The sequence below is a fragment of the Photobacterium satsumensis genome (genome assembly GCF_050336935.1).
GTDB lineage: Bacteria > Pseudomonadota > Gammaproteobacteria > Enterobacterales > Vibrionaceae > Photobacterium > Photobacterium satsumensis.
The window spans coordinates 79,368-94,069 of record NZ_JAKJSK010000014.1 but is presented as its reverse complement, the minus strand read 5'-3'; the positions used below and the strand labels follow the sequence as shown (position 1 = coordinate 94,069).

Sequence of the window (14,702 nt, the reverse complement as noted above, 5' to 3'; positions counted from 1 at the left end):
TTAAAATTCTTTTCTTAACCAGCCACTAAGCTTAGAGAAAAAGCCAGAAACAGAACGTTTCTGCTCAATTTCACTGTCGTCAAATGTCTGACTATCCTTTCCGTAATGCAGTAAGCCTACTGCAGTCGCATAATGTGGGAATTGCACATGTTCGGTTAGCCCTACCACGTTAAGCGGTAAGCCAACACGTACCTGGTTGCTGAATACGCGCTCGGCGCACTCCACCAAGCCTTCCATCTGTGCCGCACCACCGGTCAGGACAATGCCTGCTGCCAGTTGATGCTTCACGCCTGCATTACGCAGTTGATCTTGTACTTCTATCAGCTTCTGATTAACCAGACCCAACAGCTCGCTGTAGCGGGGCTCTATCACTTCGGCCAATGTTTGACTTTGCAGGCTGCGCGACGGACGACCTCCGACACTCGGTACATCGACCTTGGCATCTTTGCTGACCAGCTCGCTCAATGCACAGCCATATTTTACTTTAATTTCCTCGGCATCACCCAACGGGGTACCGAACGCATAGGCAATATCACTGGTCACGACATTACCCGCATAAGGAATCACGGCCGCATGACGCAAAGCGCCGCCGGTCCAGACAGCAATATCCATCGTACCGCCGCCAATATCAACCACACAAACACCCAGCTCGCGCTCATCAGGTGTCAATACTGCGTGGCTGGCAGCCAAACCGGAGAAAATGAGCTGATCGACTTTGAGATCACAGCGCTCTACCGCTTTGACGATATTTCGCGCCATGTCGTTATGGCAGGTGATCAAATGAACACTGGCTTCCATGCGTACCCCAGATAAACCAACAGGGTTTTTAATTCCCTCTTGATAATCAATAGCAAATTCCTGAGGAATTACATGTAAAACTTTATGTTCGTCACTAATTTTTACCGATTTAGCGGTGTGAATGACGTTATCAACGTCATCCTGAGTCACTTCTTTGTCGGAAATCGGCACCATGCCTTCTTCCGTCTGGCAGCGGATATGCTTACCTGACAGAGACAGAAATACCGAAGAGATCTGGCAATCCGCCATCAGCTCTGCTTTGTAGATCGCGCCCTGTACCGATTTGACTACAGACTCGAGATCATTCACTCCGCCCTTGTCCATCCCGCCGGACGGACTGCTACCTTCCCCGATGACGTTAACTTCGCCATCCGGTAGCACTTCACCGACTAAAGCACTGACTTTGGACGTACCAATATCCAGGCCTACTATCAGTTTTTTATCTGCCGCCTTCGTCATAGCGCCTACTCTTATAGTTCTCTTAAGCCAAACAGGCTGCGGCCGAGCCGATCTATTTGGTTTTGCTTCGATCTGGATCGGTGACCCAGCCTACAGCAGCCCCGGTATCATAGCGCAAGTCTATGTACTCGATAGCCTGTCCTTGCTGTTCTAATTGCGGGGATAAGGCAATGAAACGTTCGATCCGCTCCATTCGCTCCTTACGCCCTAATTCAAGCCTGACGCCGTTGGTTAACCAAACCCGCCAAGCCCGACGTTCATTTAATGCCAGCGTAGCAATTTCAAAGCCTGCATGCTGTAACCTCGGTTGCATTTCGCGCAACGCAGACAATACTTCCAAGCTGGTCCCGTCTGGTCCGGCTAAGCCCACCAGCAATTGGCCAGCCTGTTCAGGCGATGCCTCGAACACCTCACCGTTATGGTTGACCAAGTCACGGCCATTCCAAGACGCAGCAGGATCTTGCTCGACAAGAAATACCTTGAGGGTATCAGGCCACTGCTTGCGCACCGCTGCCCGTGCCACCCATGGCATGGCCTCTAGCGCATGCTGAATGTCATCAACATCCTGGGTCATGAAACTGCCAAGCTGCTCAAGGTGCATAATACCTTCCCGAACATCGCCGGGAGTCAGGTAGTGTAACTCACCTTGAATCACCAACTGTGACAACGGCAGCCGGTTGGCATCTGTCATCCAGTTAATTGCCGCGCTGAACAGCCAGACAACAAACCCGATCACAAAGAGAAAAAAAGCCAAGCCCCCGCGGTTGTGTAACGATGCCGCAGGAGAAAACGATATTCTTTTTAGGACACTATCAGCCATAAATAGTTTAATCCTGATGTCATAGCCGATACCTAACCAGCAAAAGCGGCAAGGTCATTCCCTCACCCCTTTCCGCTTTTCACGTAAAGTTGACAGATTATAGCGAGCAAGATGCAGCTCTCCAACATCTGATAGCCGATTCCTCGCAGATCCTTGGCTATAAGCTTAAATCAAAGCAAAAAACAAGCCAAATATATATTTTTTATACAGCCAAAAATTACTGTTGGCTCATCTGCTCAATATTCAGTTGCATATCTGCTAACTGACGAGCAATTTTGCCAACATCACCCGCCCCCTGTGTCAGAACCAAATCATCATTTTGTAGAATATTGGCTAAAGCAGACGGCAATGCATCGATATTCGGGACAAAAATCGGATCCAATTTACCACGACCACGAATAGTACGGCACAAAGCGCGGCCATCCGCGCCAGCAATTGGCACTTCACCGGCAGAATACACGTCCAGCATGACAAGTACATCCACTTGCTCAAGAACATGGGCAAAATCGTCATACAGATCACGGGTACGGCTATAGCGGTGCGGTTGGAACACCATGACCAGACGCTTGTCTTCCCAGCCTGCACGGGCAGCCTGAATGGTCACATCCACTTCGCTTGGGTGGTGGCCGTAGTCATCAACCAGCATCACTTTACCGTTACCTGTCTCGAAGTCACCGAGATGATCAAAACGTCGGCCTGTTCCTTCAAACTCAGCCAGAGCCTGAATAATAGCTTCATCGGCAACGCCTTCTTCAGACGCGACAGCGACAGCTGCCGTTGCGTTCAGGGCGTTGTGCTTGCCTGGAATGTTCAATTTAATTTCCAGCGCCGGCTTGCCTTTACGTAGTATCGAGAAATGTCCCTGCTGGCCGCGCTGATCATAATCAACCAAACGCACATCAGCGTCTTCTGAGAAGCCATAAGTGATAACCTGACGGCCAATTCTTGGAAGCAGCTCACGCACCACAGGATCATCGATACACATCACTGCCAGACCATAGAACGGCAGGTTGTGAAGAAAATCAACAAATGTCTGCTTCAGCACTTCAAAATCACCACCGTAGGTATCCATGTGATCAGCTTCGATATTCGTCACCACGCACACCATCGGCTGCAAGTGCAGGAATGATGCATCACTTTCGTCAGCTTCGGCGATCAAGTAACGGCTCGAGCCTAGACGGGCATTGGTACCGGCACTTTTGACCAGGCCACCATTGACGAACGTTGGATCCAAACCGGCTTCAGAATAAATCTGGGTAACCAGTGCGGTGGTTGTCGTCTTACCATGGGTACCCGCAATCGCGATACCGTGGCGGTAGCGCATCAGCTCCGCCAGCATTTCCGCACGACGAACCACTGGGATACGCAGTTCACGGGCAGCCGCCAATTCTGGGTTGCTCTGGTCAATGGCGGTCGAAGCTACCACCACACTAGAGCCTTCGACATTGCTGGCAGCATGGCCGAAGAAGATCTCCGCCCCTTTTGCTGTCAACCGGTTGGTCACCGCATTAGGTGCCAAGTCTGAGCCACTGACATGGTAGCCTTCGTTAACCAATACTTCCGCGATACCGCTCATGCCGGCACCGCCAATTCCAACAAAGTGGATACGCTCTACGCGGCGCATCTCTGGCACCATGGTTCTAATTTTTGCTAATTGCTGGTTATCCAGTTTACTCATCACTTTGTCTCGTCTTATTGCTTTGCCAGCGACTTGATCACTTCCGCCACCCGGCGGTCGGCATCGACAATCGCTGCGTCACGTGCAGCCTGTGCCATCTTGGCCAGCTGTGCACGATCTAATTGTTGTAAGGTGTCGGCCAGTCCTTCTACGGTCAATTCTGGCTGCTCAATCATTTTCGCGGCACCGCATTGAACCAGATGGTCAGCATTCAACGCCTGCTGGCGATCCTTGTGCATGAAAGGCACAAACACCGCGCCAAGGCCAGCTGCCGATAGCTCAGAGACCGTCAGGGCACCCGAGCGGCAAACAACGATGTCGGCCCAAGCATAGGCTGCCGCCACATCGTCGATAAATTCTGTTACTTGGTAATTGATGGCCGGTCCATTGGCATACTGAGCATAATCCTGTTCAGTCTGGGCCTGGGCACCTTTACCCGCCTGGTGCCACACTGTGACGTTATCGCCCAATAGGCCCGCAACTTGAGGCAAGGTTTGATTGAGGATCCGCGCCCCTTGGCTGCCGCCCATGACCAATACCCGAATCGGGCCATCACGCTCAGCAAAACGTTGCGCAGGCGCTGCCAGTGACACGACGTCCTGACGCACAGGATTACCGACAACCTCACGGTTCGGGAAGGCACCGGGGAACGCCTGCAGCACAGTGGCTGCAATGCGGGACAACCATTGGTTGGTCAAGCCAGCAACAGCATTTTGCTCATGCAGGATCACCGGTACACCAGCCAACCAAGCGGCAACACCGCCCGGGCCACTGACATAGCCGCCCATACCCAGCACGGCATCTGGCTGCCACGCCTTGATGTATTTCCTTGCTTGCATAATCGCGCCGACAATTTTGAAAGGCGCAGCCAACAAGCGGGAAATTCCTTGGCCTCGAAGGCCTTTGACCTTGATAAAATCGATATCAATGCCGTGTTTCGGCACCAATTCTGCTTCCATACGATCGGCAGTGCCTAGCCAGCGGATGTCCCAACCTTCTTGTTGTAACCGCTTGGCGACCGCCAGCCCCGGAAAGACATGTCCCCCGGTACCGCCCGCCATCACCAGCAAGCGTTTATTCTTGTTCATTGTCATTTTCTTCTACTTCCGGATCCGGCATCGCTCTAGCAGCTATCCGCTGCTCATAATCAATCCGGATCAAAATGGCAACCGCGGTAGCCATAATGAATAAACTTGAGCCACCGTAACTGATCAGCGGCAGGGTCAGGCCCTTGGTCGGCACCATCCCCGCGGCGGCACCCACATTAACCAGTGTCTGGAAGGCAAACCAAAAGGCAAAACCAAAAGCCAGAAAACCGCCAAACAGCTGTTCAGTCTGCAGGCAGCGTCGGCCAATCATCAGGGCTTTGAAAACCAATGCGAAGATAAGCAGCAAAACGACCGTGACCCCAATAAGACCAACTTCCTCGGCCAGTACGGCAAATACAAAATCGGTATGCGCCTCGGGCAGGTATTCCAGTTTCTGGATTGAATTACCAAGGCCTTGCCCTAGCCACTCACCGCGACCGAAGGCCATCAGGGACTGGGTCAACTGGTAACCACTACCAAATGGGTCTTCCCACGGATCCATAAACGAGGTCACCCGTCGCAAACGGTAGGGCTCGAAGACGATCAACAGGCCGATGCCAAAGCAGGCCGAACCGATCATCACAATAAACTGCCACAATTTGGCGCCGGCAATGAAAAGCATGCCGACCGTGGTAACGAACATCACCACGAATGAGCCGAGATCCGGCTGCTCAAGCAACAACACCCCCAGCAAGGCCAAGACCACCAAGGGCTTGGCAAAACCGACAAACGACTGCCGAACCTGTTCGTACTGGCGAACCAGATATCCCGACATGAAAAGGAACAAGGAAAGCTTGGCCACTTCGGCTGGCTGAAGGTTGAAAATCCCCAGCGGGATCCAGCGCGATGCACCATTAACCGAGCGGCCAATCCCGAGCACCACCACCAGCAGCACAATGGAAAGGATCAGCATCGGCACACTGTACTGACGCCACTTTTCGAGCGGGATCATCAGGACAAAACTGGCCAAGACCAGCGAGCAAAAGAGGAAAAAACCATGGCGTAGGGCAAAGTAGAACGGCATTTCCGTCAAACGGGTCGCAATCGGCACCGAGGCAGACGTCACCATCACCAAACCCGTCACCATCAGGGCCAACGCAATCCAAACCAACTGTCTGTCATACGGGCTCTGTGCCGCCGGCTTTGTCATCCAATCAAAAAACTGCCCCATCCCTTCCTTTACCGCTCCTGCCATCAGCTATCCTTGCCTACTTGGTGCTGTAACGATTGTGCCAATTCGACAAACGTATCACCACGTACCATAAAGTTAGCAAATTGATCGAAGCTCGCACAGGCCGGTGATAACAAGATCATATCTCCAGCTCGGGCTGATTGCGCAGCGTGTGACATGGCTTGCTCCATGGTCTCGACCATTACCGGTTGGGAGACTAGCGGGGCAAACTGATCGCCATCACGGCCAAAACAATATAATTGGCTATCTAATGTAGCCAAGATCGGGGCCAACTCGGAAAAATCCGCCCCCTTACCGTCACCACCGACCAGCAAGTGAAGCTTGCCGTTGAGCTGCAAGCCGTTAAGGGCTGCCAGGGTGCTGGCTAAGTTAGTCGCCTTGGAATCATTGACCCACTTCACGCCATGTTGCTCGGCGACGAGCTGGCAGCGGTGGGCCAGACCGTTATAGCGGCGTAGCGCTCGGCAGGCGGCCTCGCGTTCGATGCCAACAGCATCGGCCAACGCCAGTGCGGCAAGGCTGTTAGCCACATTGTGGCGCCCCACCAAGGCGATATCGTTGCTTGGCATAATCGGCTCACCCGCCACGGCCAGCCATTCTTTGTCTTGGTGCATCACCAAGCCATAGCGGTCGGTGTGATTTGTTTGGCCACCATTGAGACCAAAACTCACCAGCTCACTGCTGAAGGCTTTCGATTCAGCGGCTAGATTATCAAGATCCGGCTTGGTCGCCAGATCTTCGCGGTTGAACACCGCCAACTCGGCGTGATCAAAGATGCGCATCTTAGCCGCACTGTACTGCACCAAGCCGCCTGGGTACCGGTCCATATGATCTTCGGACAAGTTCAGGTATGCCGCAGCGTTGAGAGATAGGCTAGAGGTGGTTTCCAACTGAAAGCTGGAAAGCTCGAGCACATAAAGATCATGATCTTGGGCCAGCATATCCAGCGCAGCGAAGCCGATATTGCCGCCGACACCGACGTTAATACCCGCTTCTTTAGCCATTTCACCCACCAAACTGGTGACGGTACTCTTGCCGTTGGAGCCAGTGATCGCTACCACGGGCTTATCGACCGCACGGGCAAACAACTCAATATCACCGACAATCTCTATACCGGCAGTAGCCGCTTGCTGCAGCTGCGGGGTCGCCAAGGCAATCCCCGGGCTTGAAACAATCAAGTCTGCTGCCATCAGCCAGTCCATCTGCCAATGGCCACTGCACAGTGCAACGGATTCGGGTAAGTGCTCGCGGCCTGGAGGGTGCTCGCGGGTATCAATGACCTTGATGTCCAATGGCTGAGGATTCCTCAACAAATGGTTTACCACCGACAGGCCGGTCATACCCAGCCCGATCACCACAACCTGTTTTACGCCTTCCAAGCCTTTCATCCTATCGTACCTTCAGGGTCGCCAGCGCGATCAATACCAGCATCAGGGTAATGATCCAGAAACGCACGATAACACGCGGCTCTGGCCAGCCTTTCAATTCATAGTGGTGGTGGATCGGTGCCATGCGGAAGATCCGCTGGCCACGCAGTTTGTATGAGCCAACCTGTAGGATCACCGATACGGTTTCCATCACGAATACACCGCCCATTACAACCAGTAACAGCTCTTGGCGAACCAAGACCGCGATGGTACCCAGTGCGCCGCCCAAGGCAAGCGAACCGACATCGCCCATAAAGACTTGTGCCGGATAGGTGTTGAACCACAGAAAGCCCAGACCAGCACCGACAATTGCGGTGCAGACGACAACCAGTTCGCTGGCGTCTTTCAGGTAAGGGATATGCAGGTAGTTCGCAAAGTTAACATTACCGGTCGCCCAAGCAATGAAAGCCATACCACCCGCGACCATGACGGTCGGCATAATCGCCAAGCCATCAAGGCCATCGGTCAGGTTTACCGCATTACTGGTACCGACAATCACGAAATAGGTAAAGACGATATAGAACAGCCCAAGCTGCGGCATGACATCCTTGAAGAAGGGCACCACCAACTGGGTTGCAACGGTATCTTGACCGTGGATATACAGAGCGAAGGCCACGCCCAGCGCAATCACTGACTGCCAGAAATACTTCCAGCGTGCGATCAAACCATCGGTGTTCTTACGTACCACCTTGCGGTAGTCATCGACAAAGCCAACCGCGCCATAGCCCAGCATGACGGTAAGCACCGCCCAGACATACGGGTTGCTCAGATCAGCCCACAGTAAAACGGTAATCGCAATCGCAGCCAGGATCATGATCCCGCCCATCGTCGGGGTGCCACGTTTGCTAAAGTGCGACTCAGGGCCATCATGGCGGACCACCTGGCCGATCTGCAGCATCTGCAGGCGGGCGATCAGGCGAGGTCCCATCCACAACGAAATCATCAATGCAGTCAAGATACTGATGATGGCGCGGAAAGTCAGGTATTCAAACAGTCGAAAAAATGGAAATGTCGATTCCAGTAAATCAGCTAACCAGTAAATCATTATTTATGTTCCTGCAGTGCAACAATCACATCTTCCATGCGGGAGCTACGCGCTCCTTTTGCCAGCACTGTCACTTGGATGTTGTCTTCATTGAGCAAAAGATCAAGCTGCTGCTGCAGCGTCTCAATCAATGCTGTTTTATCGTTAAAATGTTGGCCATTGTTCAGCGTACTGACGATTTGGCTGGCATTACCAAAGGTCATAACCTTATCGAGGTGACGTTCAAGGGCATACTCTGCCACTTCCCGGTGCAGTAATGCACTGTCATCGCCCAGCTCGGCCATATCCCCCAACACGAACCAGCGCTGACCGTCAAAGCCAGCCAGCAGATCGATAGCGGCCTTAACCGACGCGACGCTGGCATTGTAGGTATCATCAATCAACCTTAAGTTGTGGCACGGCTCAGTGACATCAACACGGCCCTTAACATTGGCCACTCCGCCCAAACCAGCTTGTACCTGCTCCGGCGTCGCCCCCATAGCCATTGCCAGTGCTGCGGCGGCAAGGGCATTGGCAACATTATGGCCACCAGCCAGCGTCAAGCTAACCGGAAATGTTGCGGTGGGGGTGCGCATTGTAAAGCAAGCACGGCCCATACTGTTAATACTTATGTCAACCGCGTGAAAATCTGCTTCAGGCTGAGTGGCAGAAAACGTCTGCAATTGATGCTTTTCCAGCATTGGGTGCCATTTTTCCTGGGCATTAGAGTCAAGGTTAATAATGGCGACCGCCTCTTTACCACGCTCCTCCAAGCCTTCGAAGATTTCCCCTTTGGCCTTCGCCACCCCGTCCAGCGAGCCAAACCCTTCAAGATGGGCAGCAGCTAGGTTGTTAATCAGTGCTACCTGCGGCTTGACCAAGTTGCTGGTGTAGGAAATTTCCTGCTGATGATTGGCACCCAGTTCAATCACCGCAAATTCATGCTCAGGTTCAAGTCGAAGCAAAGTCAGCGGCACACCAATATCGTTATTGAAATTGCCCGCCGTCGCCAGCACCTTGCCTTTTTGCAACAAAATAGCAGCGACCATTTCCTTCACCGTGGTTTTACCGCAGCTGCCGGTCAGCGCTACCGTTTTCAAACCATGATGCTGCTCCATCTCTGCCTTGAGCCATGCGCCAAGCAAGCCAAGCGCTTTGTGGGTATCGTCAACCACTAACTGAGGCAGTTCAACCGGTAAGTGCTTGCTCACCAACAGGGCTGAGGCGCCTTGTTGTTTCGCGTTTTGGCAGAAGTCATGGGCATCAAAACGTTCGCCAATCAGGGCAATAAACAAGGTATCATCCGCGATTTGGCGGGTATCGGTCGATACCGCTGAAACGGTGGTGTCATCACCGATCAGTTTGCCACCCAATACCTCGGCCAATTGGGATAGTTGTACCGGGATCATGCCTTTGCCTCCAGCAGTTCGGCGACCGTCTCGCGGTCAGAATAATGAATAGTGCGGTCAGCCAAAATTTGATAGTCCTCATGGCCTTTACCCGCCACCAGCACGATATCATCGGAACCCGCTTGGGTAAGTGCCCACTGACACGCCTCACGGCGTTCATGGATAGTCTTAGCCTGCTCCGGTTTTGTCAGCCCAGCCAGCATATCCGCCATGATTGCCAACGGCGACTCGCTACGCGGATTGTCATCAGTCAGGATCACCCGATCAGCCAGGCTTTCCGCTGCAGCCGCCATCAACGGTCGCTTGCCGCGGTCACGATCGCCACCACAGCCGAAAATACACCAGAGTTTGCCGTGGCAGTGCACTCGCAATGCCTGCAAAGCCTTCTCCAGCGCATCGGGGGTGTGAGCATAATCAACAACCATCATAGGTTTGTCAGGCGTTTGAAAAACTTCCATCCGGCCAGTAACGGCCTGCAACTGCGGCGCAACGGCCAGCAACGCTGGCATCTGATGGCCTGTCGCCAACAGGGTGGCCAGTGATAGCAGCAAATTGGTGACATTAAACGCCCCAACCAACGGCGCGGTAAACTGTCCTTTCCCCCAGCTTGAATCAAAGGCCACGCTCACGCCCTGGGCGCTGTACTCAACCGATTCCAGCCATAACTGCTTGCCTTTATGGGTCGCTAGGTGCTTCTGCTCCATAGCAACCGCTACAGCATTTGGTAGATCTGCCAACCATTCACGGCCAACGACATCATCAGCGTTAATCACCGCTACACCACACTGGTGCTGGGTAAACAGGGTTTTCTTGGCCTCGGCATAGCTGGCCATATCACCGTGGTAATCAAGATGATCACGGCTGAGGTTGGTAAAAATACTGGCTTTGAATGCCAGCGCTTTCACCCGCCCCTGTACCAAGCCATGGGAAGAAACTTCCATCGCCGCAAAGCGGGCTCCCTGAGTCGCCATCTGCTGCAGTACACAAGGGATTTCAAGCGCACTGCCGGTGGTATTGGTCGCCGGTTGGATTTGATCTAACAGGCCATTGCCCGTTGTTCCCATCACGCCTGCCGGCTGACCCAGCAGCATCGCCCATTGGGCTAGCAATTGGCTGATGGTGGTTTTGCCGTTAGTGCCTGTTACGGCTACAACATCTATCTGCTCATCCGGTGCTCCATAGAAGCGCTTGGCAATGGCCGACAACAGGTCACCAAGGAGAGGGAGATAAATCACGGCACCATCTGTGCATTGTTCGATATAAGGCTGTTTGGTGTCTGCTTGTGCCAACACCAATGCCGCACCGGCCTGCTGCGCCTTGGCAATAAACCGCCGGCCATCGACACTGTGGCCCTTAACGGCGACAAACATCTCACCCGGCTTGATCTGCCGGCTATCGAGGGTCATCCCCGAAATGGAAACAGCGGCCAATGATTCCGGTAGGCAAAGGCCCTCTAGCCATGGCGATAATAACTCGCCAACAGCGTGTAATACTTTAGGTTCCGGCATGGGTATTGCCTCTGTGGTTCACAACGTTTAATTCTTCAAGCGTTCCCGCATCCGGCGGGATATTCAAAATCTGCAATGCGCTCTTCATCACTTCGGAGAAAATCGGCGCAGCAATGGCACCACCATAGTAGGCATCGCCCTGAGGTTCGTTGACCACCACCACCATCGCCAACCTTGGGTTGCTGATCGGCGCCAGTCCAGCTGTCATCGCCACATATTCATCACTGTAGCCACCTGCAACCGCTTTTTTCGCCGTACCCGTTTTCGCCCCGACACGGTATCCCGGTACCGCAGCACGACGGGCACTGCCCCCTTTGTGGGTGACCAGTTCAAGCATATTGAGTAATGCGCGGGTGTTCTCGGCCGAAACCACCTGACGTCCAGGTACAACCGCTTCGGTCTTCAGAATAGAAAGCGGTCGGTTGACGCCCATCGCGCCCAGTGTGGCATAAGCGCGCACTAACTGGATTGGGGTGACCGAGATGCCGTAGCCGAAGGAGAGCGTCGCCCGTTCAAAGTCGGACCAACGGCGGCGGTCGGGGAAGAAACCTTGCGCCTCACCGATCAGGTTGATCCCCGAGGCATCGCCCATTCCAACACTGCTGTACATACCCAGCACCGCATCGACCGGCATCGCCAGCGAGAGCTTACTCACCCCGATATTACTGGACTTTTGTAGGATCTTGGCGAGGTTCGCCTTGCCAACCCGCGAGACATCTCGTACTCGGCTACCACCGATTTGCATCAGACCGTTGCCGGTGTCGATAACGGTATTTTCATCCGCAACGCCATTTTCCATCGCTGCCAGTACCACAAATGGCTTGATGGTCGAGCCCGGCTCCATGGCATCGGTGATCACCCGGTTACGCATCCTAAAGCTTTGCAGCTGATCGCGGTTGTTCGGGTTGTAGGAAGGGGCGTTAACCATCGCCATTATTTCACCGGTTCGTACATCAACCATCACCACCGATGCTGATGTGGCCTGATAATCGGCAACCGCTTGTTTCACTGCGCGGTAAGCAACAGCCTGAAGGCGTTGATCGATACTTAAGCTGAGCGGCTTACCCGGTTCACGTTTTTTAAGGGAGATATTCTCAACAACTCGGCCGTAGCGGTCTTTGCGCACGGTACGGCGGCCCGGTTCACCGGTCAGCCAACCATCATAGGTTCGCTCGACACCTTCCAGACCGTGACTGTCAATGCCGGTCACACCGATCAGGTGCGCACTGACTTCACCGGCCGGGTAGAAGCGGCGGGATTCGTCTTTCAGGCCAATGCCGGGTAGCTTGAGCTTACCGACATAGGCGGCCATGGCCGGACTCACCTGCCGTTGCAGATAAATAAAGCGGCGCTTGCTGTTTTTCTCGAGGCGTGCCAGCAAGCCCTGACGATCAATACCCAGTACATCGGCAAGGGCATACCAGCGCTCGGGCTGGGCCAAGCCATTATTTTTGAAGATCTGTACCGGGTCAGCCCACACAGCCTGAACCGGCACACTGACAGCCAGCTGCTCGCCATTGCGGTCGGAGATAATGCCGCGGGCAGAAGGCAGAGCCTTGACCCTGAGCGAACGTAAATCCCCTTCCTGGATCAACTTGCCGGGCTCGAGGACCTGGATATAGGCCGAGCGTCCGACAAGGGCTACCAGAGCCAATAAAATACATCCGCAAATAACACCAAAGCGCCACGGGATAAATGCCGGTGGCGCTTTCTGTCGACGTTGATTCTGCTTATCAGAACGCTTGATAGGTTTTGTTTTTTTCATTATTTAACAATAACTTCGCTATCACGTGATGGACGTTGCATGTCCATATCCTGTTCGGCTAAACGTTCAATCCGGCTGTGCTCGGCCAGTGAGCTCTCTTCAAGGATCTGATTGCGCCACTCGATATCGAGCTGATCCCGCTCGATCAGCAGCTGCTCCTGCTTGGCAATCATTTGCCGGGAATGGTGGGTGATCAAGACCACCCCCAGTGCAGAAACCAGCACCAGAACCAATAATATCATCGGAATACGACCGACAGATAACAGATCCCGGCCGATTATCTGGGCCAGGTTATCTGTTGGTTCCGGTTGTTGCTTCATAGGCGTTCGGCCAAGCGCAGTACAGAACTGCGGGAACGAGTATTACCGCTCACTTCATTTTGCGACGGTTTGATTGCCTTGCTTACCGGCTTAAGATCTGCACTACCCAGCGCCTTGATCTGCTCTTCGGTCAACGGCAAACCTGCCGGCACTTCCGGCCCTTTGCTCTGTTTGCGGATAAAGCGCTTGACCATACGGTCTTCCAACGAGTGGAAGCTAATCACCGACAATCGGCCACCTGTAGCCAGAATACTGACCGCCCCTTTCAGCGCAGTCTCGATTTCTTCTAACTCACTGTTAATATAAATACGGATAGCCTGGAAGCTACGCGTTGCTGGGTGCTTGTGCTTATCCTTGAACGGCGAAACATTGGCAATCAACTTCGCCAGCTGGGTCGTACGGGTCAGCGGCTCGTTCTCCGGATCCTCTCGGTATTCCACAATGCCACGAGCGATACGCTTGGCAAAGCGCTCTTCCCCGAACTCTTTCAGTACCCAGGCAATATCATCAGCCTCTGCTTCAGCCAGCCAATCCGCCGCCGAGATCCCTGATGTTGGGTCCATACGCATATCAAGCGGCCCATCACGCATAAAACTAAAGCCGCGTTCGGCATCATCCAACTGCGGGGAAGACACACCCAGATCCAGCAGGACGCCGTCCACACGGCCGATCAAGTCACGCTCTTCCATATATTTTTCCATGCCAGAAAACGGGCCATGGATAATATTGAACCGAGGATCATTAATTTTCTGGGCTTCGGCAATCGCCTGAGGATCACGGTCAATACTGTAAAGGCGCCCGTTTTCACCTAGCTGGGAAAGGATCAGACGGCTGTGTCCACCACGGCCAAATGTCCCATCGATGTAGATACCATCTGGTTTGATGGCCAAACCATCAACAGATTCATGAAGTAAAACCGAGACGTGCTCAAACTGTTCAGACATAAGTATTTATTCAGCTCTTGTGAAACCGTACAGTCCGTTATCAACGAACTGGCATAAAATCCAGTAACAGTGGAAATTCATCGACTTAGGTCATTAAAACACTGTTTTAAAAGCCTTTTCTGAAAATTCCCACTGCAAAGTGTACGTATTTGATAAAAAAGATGTCAAGCCGAGGGCCGCAATTCTAACAATCACTTGATATTTATTGCGGGGCTAAAACGACAAAAGGTGATGCAAAGCCTCGCAAGAGACCTCACATCACCTTTTATA

Annotated in this window: 12 protein-coding genes; all 12 read right to left on the bottom strand. The window is 53.2% G+C overall.

Annotation, left to right across the window (positions count from 1 at the left end; translation table 11 throughout):
- The 12 genes from ftsA to rsmH all read right to left on the bottom strand — a co-directional run bounded on the left by ftsA (position 1) and on the right by rsmH (position 14,432).
- Positions 1-1,257 (bottom strand): cell division protein FtsA, encoded by a 1,257-nt coding sequence (gene ftsA, locus L4D79_RS24460; RefSeq protein WP_107350023.1) that lies wholly within the window; start codon positions 1,255-1,257, stop codon positions 1-3.
- A gap of 52 nt (positions 1,258-1,309) precedes the next feature.
- Positions 1,310-2,077 carry a cell division protein FtsQ/DivIB gene (locus L4D79_RS24455; RefSeq protein WP_428655370.1) on the bottom strand — a complete coding sequence of 256 codons (768 nt, stop codon included), beginning with the start codon at positions 2,075-2,077 and terminating at the stop codon, positions 1,310-1,312.
- 217 nt (positions 2,078-2,294) lie between these two features.
- Entirely contained in the window at positions 2,295-3,755 is a 1,461-nt protein-coding gene (murC, locus tag L4D79_RS24450; protein WP_428655368.1) for a UDP-N-acetylmuramate--L-alanine ligase, read from the bottom strand.
- A 14-nt stretch (positions 3,756-3,769) separates the two neighbouring features.
- Entirely contained in the window at positions 3,770-4,843 is a 1,074-nt protein-coding gene (gene murG, locus L4D79_RS24445; protein ID WP_428655366.1) for an undecaprenyldiphospho-muramoylpentapeptide beta-N-acetylglucosaminyltransferase, read from the bottom strand.
- Positions 4,830-6,038, bottom strand: coding sequence for a cell division protein FtsW (ftsW, locus tag L4D79_RS24440; RefSeq protein ID WP_428655364.1), 1,209 nt, complete (start codon positions 6,036-6,038; stop codon positions 4,830-4,832). Before ftsW ends, murG begins: the two co-directional genes overlap by 14 nt.
- Positions 6,038-7,423: a UDP-N-acetylmuramoyl-L-alanine--D-glutamate ligase gene (gene murD / locus L4D79_RS24435; RefSeq protein ID WP_428655361.1), complete on the bottom strand. Its 1,386-nt coding sequence runs from the start codon at positions 7,421-7,423 to the stop codon at positions 6,038-6,040. The genes ftsW and murD overlap by 1 nt, the downstream gene beginning before the upstream one ends.
- A gap of 1 nt (position 7,424) precedes the next feature.
- On the bottom strand, positions 7,425-8,507 hold the full coding sequence (gene mraY / locus L4D79_RS24430) for a phospho-N-acetylmuramoyl-pentapeptide-transferase (protein ID WP_107350029.1): 1,083 nt from the start codon (positions 8,505-8,507) through the stop codon (positions 7,425-7,427).
- A complete protein-coding gene (gene murF, locus L4D79_RS24425) occupies positions 8,507-9,895 on the bottom strand; it encodes a UDP-N-acetylmuramoyl-tripeptide--D-alanyl-D-alanine ligase (RefSeq protein ID WP_428655357.1) in 1,389 nt (462 codons plus the stop codon). The genes mraY and murF overlap by 1 nt, the downstream gene beginning before the upstream one ends.
- The gene (gene murE / locus L4D79_RS24420) at positions 9,892-11,403 is read right to left on the bottom strand and encodes a UDP-N-acetylmuramoyl-L-alanyl-D-glutamate--2,6-diaminopimelate ligase (RefSeq protein WP_428655355.1); all 1,512 of its coding nucleotides are present in this window, start codon (positions 11,401-11,403) and stop codon (positions 9,892-9,894) included. Before murE ends, murF begins: the two co-directional genes overlap by 4 nt.
- Entirely contained in the window at positions 11,390-13,168 is a 1,779-nt protein-coding gene (locus tag L4D79_RS24415) for a penicillin-binding transpeptidase domain-containing protein (RefSeq protein ID WP_428655353.1), read from the bottom strand. Before L4D79_RS24415 ends, murE begins: the two co-directional genes overlap by 14 nt.
- Positions 13,168-13,488: a cell division protein FtsL gene (gene ftsL, locus L4D79_RS24410; RefSeq protein ID WP_428655351.1), complete on the bottom strand. Its 321-nt coding sequence runs from the start codon at positions 13,486-13,488 to the stop codon at positions 13,168-13,170. Before ftsL ends, L4D79_RS24415 begins: the two co-directional genes overlap by 1 nt.
- Positions 13,485-14,432: a 16S rRNA (cytosine(1402)-N(4))-methyltransferase RsmH gene (gene rsmH / locus L4D79_RS24405; protein ID WP_428655349.1), complete on the bottom strand. Its 948-nt coding sequence runs from the start codon at positions 14,430-14,432 to the stop codon at positions 13,485-13,487. The genes ftsL and rsmH overlap by 4 nt, the downstream gene beginning before the upstream one ends.
- Positions 14,433-14,702: the final 270 nt, after the last annotated feature.

Excerpts from the sequence above, each read along its gene's own strand:
- ftsA (WP_107350023.1), bottom strand. The coding sequence starts at position 1,257 with ATGACGAAGGCGGCAGATAAAAAACTGATAGTAGGCCTGGATATTGGT.
- L4D79_RS24455 (WP_428655370.1), bottom strand. The coding sequence starts at position 2,077 with ATGGCTGATAGTGTCCTAAAAAGAATATCGTTTTCTCCTGCGGCATCG.
- murC (WP_428655368.1), bottom strand. The coding sequence starts at position 3,755 with ATGAGTAAACTGGATAACCAGCAATTAGCAAAAATTAGAACCATGGTG.
- murG (WP_428655366.1), bottom strand. The coding sequence starts at position 4,843 with ATGAACAAGAATAAACGCTTGCTGGTGATGGCGGGCGGTACCGGGGGA.
- ftsW (WP_428655364.1), bottom strand. The coding sequence starts at position 6,038 with ATGGCAGGAGCGGTAAAGGAAGGGATGGGGCAGTTTTTTGATTGGATG.
- murD (WP_428655361.1), bottom strand. The coding sequence starts at position 7,423 with ATGAAAGGCTTGGAAGGCGTAAAACAGGTTGTGGTGATCGGGCTGGGT.
- mraY (WP_107350029.1), bottom strand. The coding sequence starts at position 8,507 with ATGATTTACTGGTTAGCTGATTTACTGGAATCGACATTTCCATTTTTT.
- murF (WP_428655357.1), bottom strand. The coding sequence starts at position 9,895 with ATGATCCCGGTACAACTATCCCAATTGGCCGAGGTATTGGGTGGCAAA.
- murE (WP_428655355.1), bottom strand. The coding sequence starts at position 11,403 with ATGCCGGAACCTAAAGTATTACACGCTGTTGGCGAGTTATTATCGCCA.
- L4D79_RS24415 (WP_428655353.1), bottom strand. The coding sequence starts at position 13,168 with ATGAAAAAAACAAAACCTATCAAGCGTTCTGATAAGCAGAATCAACGT.
- ftsL (WP_428655351.1), bottom strand. The coding sequence starts at position 13,488 with ATGAAGCAACAACCGGAACCAACAGATAACCTGGCCCAGATAATCGGC.
- rsmH (WP_428655349.1), bottom strand. The coding sequence starts at position 14,432 with ATGTCTGAACAGTTTGAGCACGTCTCGGTTTTACTTCATGAATCTGTT.